At 40.4% G+C, this 11,746-nt stretch carries 11 protein-coding genes; 3 read left to right on the top strand and 8 right to left on the bottom strand.

Annotated elements, in window-relative coordinates:
* Positions 1–8 precede the first annotated feature (8 nt).
* From BMY21_RS03535 to BMY21_RS03555, 5 genes are read right to left on the bottom strand one after another with little or no spacing between them, the layout of a single operon-like run.
* Positions 9–587: an NUDIX hydrolase gene (locus tag BMY21_RS03535; RefSeq protein ID WP_074640990.1), complete on the bottom strand. Its 579-nt coding sequence runs from the start codon at positions 585–587 to the stop codon at positions 9–11.
* A complete protein-coding gene (locus BMY21_RS03540) occupies positions 584–2,725 on the bottom strand; it encodes an energy-coupling factor transporter ATPase (RefSeq protein WP_074640992.1) in 2,142 nt (713 codons plus the stop codon). Before BMY21_RS03540 ends, BMY21_RS03535 begins: the two co-directional genes overlap by 4 nt.
* 15 nt (positions 2,726–2,740) lie before the next feature.
* Complete coding sequence (locus BMY21_RS03545; RefSeq protein WP_074640994.1) at positions 2,741–3,478, bottom strand: FecR family protein; 738 nt, start codon at positions 3,476–3,478, stop codon at positions 2,741–2,743.
* A gap of 19 nt (positions 3,479–3,497) precedes the next feature.
* Positions 3,498–4,643 carry a hypothetical protein gene (locus BMY21_RS03550; protein WP_074640995.1) on the bottom strand — a complete coding sequence of 382 codons (1,146 nt, stop codon included), beginning with the start codon at positions 4,641–4,643 and terminating at the stop codon, positions 3,498–3,500.
* Position 4,644: 1 nt separating this feature from the next.
* Positions 4,645–5,124 (bottom strand): hypothetical protein, encoded by a 480-nt coding sequence (locus tag BMY21_RS03555; RefSeq protein WP_074640997.1) that lies wholly within the window; start codon positions 5,122–5,124, stop codon positions 4,645–4,647.
* Between the two features lie 60 nt (positions 5,125–5,184).
* Between BMY21_RS03555 and BMY21_RS03560 the strand changes: the two genes are divergently transcribed.
* Together BMY21_RS03560 and BMY21_RS03565 are read left to right on the top strand one after the other, a co-directional pair.
* Complete coding sequence (locus BMY21_RS03560) at positions 5,185–6,219, top strand: LacI family DNA-binding transcriptional regulator (protein ID WP_074640999.1); 1,035 nt, start codon at positions 5,185–5,187, stop codon at positions 6,217–6,219.
* A gap of 9 nt (positions 6,220–6,228) precedes the next feature.
* Complete coding sequence (locus BMY21_RS03565) at positions 6,229–7,581, top strand: aminopeptidase (RefSeq protein ID WP_074641001.1); 1,353 nt, start codon at positions 6,229–6,231, stop codon at positions 7,579–7,581.
* Here the strand turns inward: BMY21_RS03565 and BMY21_RS03570 are convergent.
* Positions 7,578–8,546, bottom strand: a complete 969-nt coding sequence (locus BMY21_RS03570) for a ParB/RepB/Spo0J family partition protein (RefSeq protein ID WP_074641002.1) — start codon at positions 8,544–8,546, stop codon at positions 7,578–7,580. The genes BMY21_RS03565 and BMY21_RS03570 overlap by 4 nt on opposite strands.
* Positions 8,539–9,294, bottom strand: coding sequence for a ParA family protein (locus BMY21_RS03575; protein ID WP_074641004.1), 756 nt, complete (start codon positions 9,292–9,294; stop codon positions 8,539–8,541). The genes BMY21_RS03570 and BMY21_RS03575 overlap by 8 nt, the downstream gene beginning before the upstream one ends.
* A gap of 325 nt (positions 9,295–9,619) precedes the next feature.
* Here BMY21_RS03575 and BMY21_RS03580 point away from each other — a divergent pair, with 325 nt between their 5' ends.
* Complete coding sequence (locus BMY21_RS03580) at positions 9,620–10,780, top strand: class I SAM-dependent methyltransferase (protein WP_074641006.1); 1,161 nt, start codon at positions 9,620–9,622, stop codon at positions 10,778–10,780.
* 25 nt (positions 10,781–10,805) lie between these two features.
* On the opposite strand, the gene BMY21_RS03585 is transcribed toward BMY21_RS03580, so the two are convergent.
* On the bottom strand, positions 10,806–11,636 hold the full coding sequence (locus tag BMY21_RS03585; protein ID WP_074641009.1) for a Cof-type HAD-IIB family hydrolase: 831 nt from the start codon (positions 11,634–11,636) through the stop codon (positions 10,806–10,808).
* Positions 11,637–11,746: the final 110 nt, after the last annotated feature.

Consider the following 11,746-nt stretch of genomic DNA (forward strand, 5'->3'; position numbering starts at 1 on the left):
ATTCGTTTTTATTGTTGTTTCGACATACTCAACCAGCGCTGAAGAGTAATGCGGGAACTTTCAAACGCCAGCGGTAATTTTTCAATATCTTCAAGTGAAGAAATCTTATAAGAAGCAAAAGACTGAACCTCGCTTTCTTCTGCTTTAAGACTCTTTATATAATCTTCAATTGTATCAAACTGAGGAGGAAGAGCTGCTGTAAAGAATATATCGCAGGTTTTATATTCGATATTCTTATACTCATAAACATTCGGAGCACTGCAGAGAAACTGAGCACCTTCAACAGTAACTCCAATTTCCTCGCGGCATTCTCGGATAACGGCCTCTTCAACGCTTTCGCCGAAATCTACAAAGCCGCCCGGCACGGCCAGATAACCTTTTCGCGGCTCTTTAGCACGGACTTCAAAAAGCACATTATTGTATTTATCGTAAATAACAATACCTGCGGCAGTTGCAACATTACAGTACAAATCAAAGCCACAGTCCGGACAGATCCATTTTCGGTTTCTATGATTTTCGATTTTTCTGCTGCCACACATCGGACAGAGTTTAAAATCGTTTTTAAGTCCATTTATCTGTTTTGTCATTTAAAACACCTCATTGTGATTGCGTCGGCAAGTGCTTCGGAACGTTTGATTGACTGAATAATCAGCGGAACAATTAACGGAAGTACGGCCCTTATTTTAGCAAGCTTTCCTTTAACTGTGCCAAGGCCGCCACGGATTGCCTGCGTTTTTAAGATTGATACCGCCTCGTCTACGAGAAGCGGAATGAATCTGAAGATTATTTCAATTATCAGTATCAGGTAACGTACGGGAATGCGGCAGAGGCGGAGCGGTGTAAGAAGAATATTCAGGCCGTCCATTAAATCGTATTCAGGTGTTGAAACAAAGAAACCCGAAATACAGGCAAGTGCCGCGTCTGTTCGTAATATTGTTGCAAGGCAGAACAATAATTTTGATGGAGTTACCATAAACCATTTCCAGATTGTAAAGCGAACTTCATCTGGTAAGGCAGGATGGAAGATCATCTGGAAGACACTGAATAGTAATAAAAACGGCAGAATTTTCAAACTTGCAACAAAGAGTTTACGAAGACTGAAGCCACAGAAAATACAATATAATACGGTAACTCCAAGCGCTGTACCACAAAGCCACAAAGGTCTAACTGCCAGCGAGAATACGAATAGTGCGGTAAACAGGAGGATTCGGAGCGCGGGCGGCAGTTTTTCTGCCAGGGCGGATTTTTTTCGGCGCGAACGCGAAAGCCCCAGAGAAAGATTTTTGAGGCCTGCAATCATTCCAGCAATTTCCATTGGAGGGAGTTCTGTCTCACAACCACCCTCACCGTCCATCACATCCATACTGTCGCTTACTACCCGCCCCTCTTTTATTACAATTTCGCGGTCCCCAAAATCAGCTTCATCTCTTTTATGTGTACTAAAAATCACAGTCTTGCCTTCTGAAGCAAGCCGCCTCAAAAGAGCCATAACTTCTGCCCGGGTTCTGCTGTCCAGCCCTGCAGTCGGTTCATCAAACAGAATAATATCGGAATCCATTGCAAGAATTCCTGCAATGGAAAGTCGTCTCTGTTCTCCACCAGAAAGTTCAAAAGTTCTGCGCTCTCCAAACTGATCAAACGGAATTGCAGCCTCATCCATAGACTGCTTTACCCTTTCAACCAGCGCCTTACCGCTCATCCCCTGATTACGAGGTCCAAACGCAACATCATCTGCCGCAAAAGCCTCAAAAAGCGCTGCCTGAGCATTCTGCTGAGCAAGCACCGGACGCTTCGAATTCGAACAATAAATCTTTCCCTCTTTTGGAATTGAAAGTCCGGCACAAAGCTCGAGTATTGTAGATTTTCCAGCCCCGGATGCACCGGTCAAAGCAGTTAAAGTTCCACGGTAAAATTCAAGATTCACATCAAAAACACCGTGAGCCGTATTTTCATGAGTATAAGTAACATTCTGAAGTTTTAACGATACATCCCGTTCCTTGCAAGAAATCGCAGTATCTTCTGTTTTCCGCTCATTTTTCGGCAGCGACTCACCACAGATTCTCCGTACATTTTCCTTATTTTCTAAAAAAGCTTTCTGAGTTCCGTAAAAGAAAACCTGACCTTCTTCAATTCCAATTACACTGTCTGCATCCTTCAGAACTTCCATATCGTGTGTAATCTGAATGATTGTGTTTCCGCATTTATGCCAATAGCGTAAAAATTCCAGAATCTCTACACGAGCCTCCGGATCAATCATAGAAACAGCTTCGTCCAGAATCAGAATCTCAGGACGCAAAGCAAGAACTCCGCTCAATGCAATTTTCTGAGTCTGCCCCAGTGACAATGCAGAAGTAGACGAAGAAGCTCTGTCCAGCATGTCCACAATATTCAGAGATTCAATTACACGCAGCTCAACTTCACCGGCATTTAAGCCCAAATTCTGTGCACCAAAGGCTGTATCTCTTGAAACAATTCCACTAACAAGCTGATTTTTAGGTGACTGAAAAACTATTCCTATTCTGTTATTTTCTTCGATTGAGATTGTGCCTGAATCCGGCACCTCTAAGCCGCACAATAAACGAGCTAATGTACTTTTACCGCAGCCATTATAACCGACAACAGCAACATAAGAGCCCTTTTCAATGCCAAACGAGACATCGGAAAGGGCCGCCTTATTATTCTGCGGATACTTAAAATTCAGATTTTTAACTGTTATTACGCTCAATTATCTAGTAAAAAATTATTCCGGAAGTTCTATTGTGATAACTACAGTTCCAGTTGGTTCTGGAGTGTCTCCACCACCGTTGTTTCCGCCATTTGAAGGAGCAACTTCTGTTCCAGCTCCTGCTCCACCTTCACCTTCGAGAGAACCGGCAGTAGCTGCAGTTGAGTTAACCTCTTCTGCAGAAGAAACAACATTTGAAACAGTTGGTGTAACATTATTATTGTCATCAAGCTTAGCTGTCTGATTAGCCTGAATAAGAACACCACCAACAGATCTTGAAGCACTCTCCGTATCATTATACTCTACAGTTCCACCAAGTCCCTTAATGGTATTTGAATCGTCAAGAATCCAGTCTGTACCACGACAAGACGCAACGGCAACCGCTGTATGAACCTGATAATTCACACGCTTATTATCAACATGCTTTACCTGAGAACGGGTTGTTCCAGTTTTAAGATAAACATTTACATTGTCTGTCTGATTTGCAGTAGAAAGCTCTTCAAGAGTAATTCTTGTTACAGGACCAAGATACATTACTGAATCAATAATCTTGATTTTAGCTTCTGACTGAAAGCCTGTACTTATAGTTTCAGCTTTGGCAACTTTATCACCCTTCTGAAGAGCAATCCATTTACCACCGCGCTGCACTTCAACCTTACCGCTTACAAAAGTTACAGTAGCATCTTCTGCAAAAACACTGGTTCCAAAAACAACAAGAACTGCAGCTATTATTATAGACTTAATTTTTCTCATATTCTTCCTCCGTATTTTTTTAGAACGCCAAAGAAGCTTTTATAGTTGCGTAATATTTTGTATTCTCATTTGAATCAAAACAATTATAAGCACCAATATCACAGCCAAGCAAAACATCGCTGAACAGTTTGTAAGTAATTGTTGCTGAAGTATCAAGTCCATCAAACTTTGTTTCATCTTCAGACATTGCAATAATGCCTCTTTCGGTAAGGCTTGCGTAAACCTTTCCGTTTGAATACATAACGCCAAGTTTTGGAATAATTACTCCATTATCATTTGGACTATATAAACCAGAACCAAAAGTACGTGAAGTTATTGTTTTAAATGCTTTTATATTACCCTGATTTCCAGAAACATATTCAACACCGGCAGTTAACATAGCAGTTGAGCTCACAAAGAAGTTTGCATCAAGTTTTGCATTAAGCATAAAATCTTCAAACTTGATTGTTCCAAGTGTAAAGCGGGCATCATAAGAACCTACATTTCCAAAATTTCCATTAAGAATAAAAGTTCCGTATGCTTTCATACTATTTTCATCTGAAACCGGAATAAAACAAGCTGTCTGAAGTCCGATAGTATTTGAACCAAAAAGTCCTTTATAAGAAAAATCAGCTAAAACCGGAACATATTTTGGACCAAGGGCATAGAAGTTATCATCTGCATCAAGCTGGTTACCAACCATTGAGACATTCAATGCATTCAAAAGTCCTGTATAGCCGGCATAGAATGAAGTTCTGATTTTTGCAGTTTTGTAATTAAGATAAAGACCATCGCTTACCTGTGAAAAAACTACACCAGAAAAATCTGAAAACTGGAAACGACCGGCACTCAAAGCAAGATTTCCAGAACCAACTGCCCAGTCACCAGATAATTTAAGCAAATCAACATCAGCGATGAACTTTAATGTCGTTTTGTTATTGTTTAAATCCATAATTGGATTTACCTTAAACAAACCTTCTGTTACAAATCTTAAAGTTCCTTCTTCATTTAACTTTGAAGAAAGCGACAAATAAATACCATTTGTCTGATTGAAAACTGTAGGCTTAAAACTGTCATCAAGACTTAATTTTGAAGTATTATCAATAACTCCGCTCCATGAAAGTGCTGCCAATGATGAAAAAGCACATGAAACGGCTAAAAGAACTGTCAGAATAATTTTTTTCATATTACTCACTCTCCATTGAAACAGCTTCCATATCAAAGCCACTGTATTTATTTACACAAGATGAATAAATACTTAAAGCTTTTGCACCGGAAATAAAATCTCCAGGATCCTGCTTTGAATTCAAAATTCCATCTGCCTGAAACTGTTTAAAAACATATCGGGGAGAGCCTTTTGTAATGCGATACATTAAGCCGCCATTGATTGGCCAGAGTCTGGAATAAATATAAACTACATCAACAAGAGGAATTGGAGCCTCTGGATCTTCTAAAACAGGGATAAGACCTTTTTCATACAAAGCATTTACCGCAGCCTCATAGGAATCCTGCTCGCCTATCAGATTTGTCTGAACAGCTGCAAGGTAACTAACTTGTCCGAAGGTTGCTTCTTTTGATTCCAGTAACTCTGTGATTACATCTGCTGACTGGGCATAAAGGGAAATGCCGATAAATAAACAAAATAAGACTGATAATTTCTTTTTCATATCATATATATTATCCTACATTTTGACAGTTGTCTACTTTTAACGCTATAATGGTAGCAAATGGTTACCTTAAAAGAAATTGCGGAAAAATGTTCCGTTTCAATCACTACTGTTTCAAATATTCTTAACGGAAAATCAAATGTTTCTGAAAAAACCAAGGAAAGGGTTTTAAAAATTATCAAGGAAACAGGCTATCATCCTAACTACATGGCTCGTGGACTTCGTGCCGCAAAAACAAATTCGGTTGGAATTATCATAGACGACCTTACAGAATTCAGTTCACCCGGCATTATTGATGGCATTATGTCCTATTTTGATGAACACAAATACAAGGCTATTCTTGAAAACCTCCGTTTCTATTCAAAATGGGGAACAAAATGGTATCACAATAAGGGTTATGAAGAGTCTGTTCAGCAGGCAATTGATGAATTTGAGTCAATTAAGGTAGATGGAATTATCTACGTTGCAGGGCATGCAAGATGTATTTCATGTATCCCTGACAATCTGAATGTTCCTCTTGTTATTTCTTATGCTTTTACCGAAAAAAAGGGCATTTCTTCTGTTGAATTTGATGATATGAAGGCTGCTTACGACCTCACAAAGCACCTTATTGAAAACGGACACAAAAAAATTGCTGTAATTGCAGGAACTAAAAATAATATACATACTGGACGACGCCTTGAGGGCTTTAAAAAGGCCATGAAGGAAAACGCTTTACCTGTTAAAGATTCTGACATCAAGTATGCTGCATGGGATACTCCAAGCGGATATGAAAATGCAAAGCTGCTTCTTGAAGATTCTGATTACACTGCCGTTTTCTGCTTTAATGATCTTATGGCTGCCGGCGTATATGACTATCTTTATGAAAAAAAACTTGTTCCAGGAAAAGACATTTCTGTAGCAGGTTATGATAATCGTACTATGTCGAGATATCTTAAGCCAGCCCTCACTACTGTAGAAATTCCTCTCTATGACATTGGCCGAAAATCTGCTGAACTCATTTTGAAGCAGATTAACAATGAGGATGACTCAGAACAACAGCAGAGCTTTGTTCAGTGCGGAATAATCGAGAGAGAGTCTGTCGGAAAGATTTAGGAGATTTATATGAATGAACAATTGATTGTTGATTACAAGAATTTTTTAAACAACGGAAAGACAGAGAGAGAATGCGTTGAGCAGATCATCAAAATGGCCGAAAAAAAGGGCTATAAAAACATTACAAAATTCAAAAAGCTTACACCTGGCGATAAAGTTTATATAACAAAGATGAACAAAGCCGTTGGACTTTTTGAAATTGGCTTTGAACCTGTTGAAAAGGGAATGAATATTCTCTGTGCACATATTGATTCCCCTCGCCTCGATGCAAAGCAGAATCCTTTCTACGAGAAAGATTGCATTACTTACATGAACACTCATTACTATGGCGGTATTAAAAAATATCAGTGGACAACTATTCCTCTGGCCATTCACGGTGTTGTTGTAAAGAAAGACGGAAAATCTGTAAATGTTGTAATCGGCGAGAATCAGGACGAACCTGTTTTCTGTATTTCTGACATTTTGCCACACCTTGCTCAGGATCAGATGAAGGAAAAGGCCAGTGACTTTATTAAGGGCGAAGACCTTGATGTAATTATGGGCTCAGTTTCTCCAAGCAACACTGACAATCTTACAAAAGAAGAAAAGAAAGAACTTAAAGAAAAAAGCAAAAAGACTGTACTTGCACTTTTGAAAGAAATGTACGGCATCGAAGAAAAAGATTTTGAATCTGCTGAACTTGAAATTGTTCCAGCCGGAAAAGCCCGCGATATGGGACTCGACCGTTCTATGATTCTTGGATATGGACAGGATGACCGTTCATGTGCTTACGCTTCCGTTGCCGCTATGCTTGAGATTCATGCAGGAAAAAGAACTACCTGCTGTCTTTGTGTAGACAAGGAAGAAATCGGAAGCGTTGGTGCTACTGGTATGGCTTCTAATCTTTTTGAAAATATGACTGCTGAAATTGTTGCACGTACAGAAGCATCTTACAGTGAGCTTACTTTAAGACGCTGCCTTGAAAACAGTTACATGCTTTCAAGTGATGTAAATGCTGCTTACGATCCAATGAATGCAAATCTTTTTGATAAAGATAACACAAGTATGCTCGGTGGCGGAGTTACATTCCAGAAATATACTGGAAGCCGCGGTAAGTCTGGAGCAAGCGATGCAAACCCAGAGTTCATTGCTAAGGTCCGTGCCGCTATGTACGACTCTAACGTAACTTATCAGATGGCAGAACTTGGAAAAGTTGATCAGGGTGGTGGCGGAACAATTGCCTACCACGCAGCAAAATATGGAATGAATGTATTGGACGGCGGCGTTGCAGTCTTGAGCATGCACGCACCATGGGAAATCACCAGCAAGGAAGACATCAGCCAGATGTATGAGTGCTGTAAGGCCTTCCTTGGGTTAAATTAAGCTTTCTTAGACATCAGGACTTCGTAGATTCTATCGAAGTCCTTTTTATTATCAAAGCCGATTATGATGAAACCTTTGTTAATGTCGCCCTTGAGGCTGACGTCACGGGTTCCAAAAATATTTCTGAGCTCCTGCTCAAATGCAAGTACATCAGGATCTTTTTTCTGAACCTTTTTATCATCGTCTTTCTTTGCAGCAGCGCGGCCACCGCCGTTATAGGTGTCGGCGAGAGCTTCTGCTTCGCGTACAGAAAGTCCGTTTCCTACAATCTTAGCAAACATAACGCGCATATCTGCATCGTTCTTTACCATAAGGAGAGCACGGGCATGACCAGAAGTAATCTGACCATTTACAAGCGCATGCTGAATATCCTCAGGTAGCTTCAAAAGGCGGATAGCGTTTGCAACCGTTGCACGGGCTTTACCTACACGCTTTGCAACTTCTTCCTGATTAAGGTCTCCCATCTGAATAAGATTATAATATGCTGTAGCTTCTTCTATTGGATTAAGGTCGGCACGCTGAATATTTTCAATGAGTGCCATTTCGAGTTTCTGCTGTTCATCAAACTTACGGAGTTGAACAGGAACTTTTGTAAGTCCTGCCATTCTTGCGGCACGTGTACGACGTTCACCGGCAATAATATAAAAACTTCCGTCTCCGGCATCTTCAACAATAATTGGCTGAAGGATTCCGTTTGATTTTATTGATTCGCAAAGTTCATCAAGTTGTTTCTGATTAAATTCAATTCGAGGCTGTTTTGGATTAGGCTTAAGGAGTGCAGGATCCAGCCACATACTTCCGTCTTCTTCCATCTTAATGGCAGCAGGAAGTTTTGTTCTTTTAAGAGTTGTGTTATGAAGTCCTCCGTTAGTTACAGCACCTGTAGAAACGGCAACTTCTTCCTGCGCTGCAGGATTCTCACCCAGCAGTGCACCAAGACCTTTTCCTAATGCATTTTTAGCCACGGCGAATCACCTCTTCTGCAAGTTTTGCATAACTGCGGGCACCTACACACTCAGGATCGTATTTACAGATAGGAAGTCCATGTGAAGGAGCTTCTGAAAGTCGTACATTTCTAGGAATAATTGTATTGAAAACTACATCCTTGAAATATGACTTAACCTGCATTACAACATCCTGGGCAAGACGTGTACGTGAATCATACATAGTAAAGAAAATACCACCGATCTTAAGGTCAGGATTAATTCCTTTCTGAACCTTCTGAACGGTCTGCAAAAGAAGTGTGATTCCTTCAAGGGCAAAATATTCACACTGCATAGGAACGAGTACTGAATCAGCGGCTGCAAGGCCGTTAAGTGTAAGAATACCAAGGGAAGGTGGACAGTCTATCAGAATATAATCATAAATAGCCTTAAGTGGTTCAAGCGCATTCTTAAGATAGAATTCGCGGTCTTCCTGGTCTGCAAGCTCTATTGCAACACCCGAAAGGTCAATTGAAGCACTGATTGCATCAAGATTTTCAACAGGAGTTTTCTTAACAGCCTTTTCACCTTCTACCTGACCGGCAAGAAGCTCATAAATAGTAGGCTTGTCTTTTGAAACTCCTACACCACTAGACATATTTCCCTGTGAGTCAAAATCAACAAGAAGAACCTTTTTACCTGCGAGTGCGATATATGCACCAATATTTATTGCAGAAGTAGTTTTGCCGACACCACCCTTCTGGTTTACAAACACAATACACTTTCCCATATAACACAATGTATCATTTTTTAAATAATTAGTATACTGTTTAATTATTTGTGAACTCGAAAAACAGAGGCTTACACATTATAAATAAACAAACAAACAAACCGTGAACTTTGGCTCCCGGTCGCATATTTATAGGACAAAAACGCGCAATAATGCGCTAGACGTTGTTTGTGGTATAGAAACTATTATACTGCCGCTCCCGCGGCAGCCACAAACAAAGTCTTTTTGCCCTACAAATCTGCTCCCTCGCGCCAAACTTTTCTTTAGTTCTTTATAATGCAAAAGTCCTATGTGTACGTTTTATAAAACTTACGGGGTAAAAAAAATGATACTTAGTGTTACATTGTCAAAACCGGCTGGAGACATCGAAAAGAAGCTTGGCAGGCCATATCAGAAAATTAAGTTTAAACTCGTGAATACGGCGGACGGGGCATTGTATCAGGAAGAAATGTTCACTAAAACACAGGTATTCCATAACAAAATGACAGAGGCGGAGCTTTCGGAGTTTCTGGATGCTAATGTGGGCACTACTTTTAAGAACTGTGTAAAGCGAACTGAGAACGAAGAGATTACTCTGCTTACAAATAAAAAGGGAAAGATTACAGAGCTGAGGAAGACAATAAATGTTACTTCAACTCCACTCAAAGTATTACCTGCAAAAAAGAAAAATTACCTGCTGCCGGAAGGGGCGCCTGTTCCATTCCTTGTACTGCTTGGAATTATGAATGATGAAGGCAAGGTGATTTCTTCACGCCATGATAAGTTCCGGCAGATAAACCGATTTCTGGAATTCATTGATGATATTCTTCCGGAATTTGCTGATAAAACCAAGGACGGAGAACCGCTTCGCATTGCAGATTTTGGGTGCGGAAAATCTTACCTGACTTTTGCTGTTCATTATTTTCTTACAGAGATCCGCCACATTCCATGCGAAATTGAAGGTCTCGATTTGAAAGAAGAAGTTATTAAATACTGTAATGACATGGCGCAAAAACTTGAACTTAAAGGACTTATTTTCCACACAGGAAACATTGCTGATTATTCCGGCTCTCACAGTCCTGACATTGTAATCACACTTCATGCCTGCGATACAGCAACTGATTTTGCTTTGAAATATGCCGTAGAACGCGGTGCCCGTGCAATTCTTAGTGTGCCGTGCTGTCAGCATCAGATAAATACACAGCTTCAAACTCGCGGAAAAGCAGGCGGTACAGCAGGCGAAGTTCCAGCAGAATTTGAGCCGTTATTAAAATGGGGAATCATAAGGGAAAAATTCAGTTCTCTTGTTACAGACGCCCTTCGCGGTGAATGGCTGGAGCAGCAGGGTTACAAAGTTCAGATGCTCGAGTTTATTGATATGGAACATACGCCGAAGAATATTTTAATCCGGGCGATAAAAAAAGCCGGTGTTTTAGATACAGCGTCTCCTTCTCAACCACCGGAGTTAATGAAGTCACTCGGAATCACACCCGAGCTTTATAAATAGATCCCGAATCAAATTCGGGATGACGTTATAATACGTGCTTCTTTATAAAATCGCCGACACCGTCGTGATTATTGTCTAAGTCTGTAACAAAGCGGGCGACCTTTTTCATTTCCTCAAGCCCATTGCACATTGCGACACCGTAACCTGCCATGCGGATAAGGCTTTCATCATTCATACTGTCGCCAAAGCCCATCACCTTGTCCATTCCAAAGCCTAGTTCATTTGCAAGCCAGCTTACAGCTTCTCCCTTTCCGCAGTTCGGTGGAAGGATTTCAAGGAAGTACGGCTTACTTGTAAAGATTACGGCGCGTTCTCCAAACTCAGCGCGAAGCTCACTCTGCAGTTCAAGAAGTTCTGAAGGTTCTCCAGGAACGAGCATTTTTGTAAAACCGCGCTTAAGGAATTCATCATAATCTTCAACCTTTGCGCCTTTAAGTCCGCACAGGTCAACATCAAGTTTAGTCCATTTTGTTTCTTCACGATAGTAGATTGTATCAGGTGTATAAACTTCACTGCGAAGCCCGCGTGCCTCTGCAACTTCATTAGTGCGGGTCAGAATATCAGCTTCAACTTTACGGCAGAAAATCTGTTGACGTTTATGCAGATCAAAAATTGAACAGCCGTTTATGGCAATCAAAAAACGTCCAGCTTCTTTTCCGGCAATTTCAAGTCTTCTCACAAAAGGAAGAATTGCATCTTCTGCGCGGCCTGAACAAAGCACAACATAAATTCCGCGCTCAGCACATTCGCGAAGAGCCTCAACCGTCATATCTGTTATTTCACGGTTATCATTTAAAAGAGTATCATCCAGGTCCAATGCAATCAAACGAACATCTAATTTTTCACAAGATTTCATGAATGGGAGTATATCAGAAAAAATACCTATTTAACAAGTTTTTGTTTGTAAATTAAGATTTGTATGTTAAAATTAAATGCTTACAGTTAAGTGAGGGGAAGGAGAGTTTT

Source organism: Treponema bryantii (assembly GCF_900111035.1).
Classification (GTDB): domain Bacteria; phylum Spirochaetota; class Spirochaetia; order Treponematales; family Treponemataceae; genus Treponema_D; species Treponema_D bryantii_C.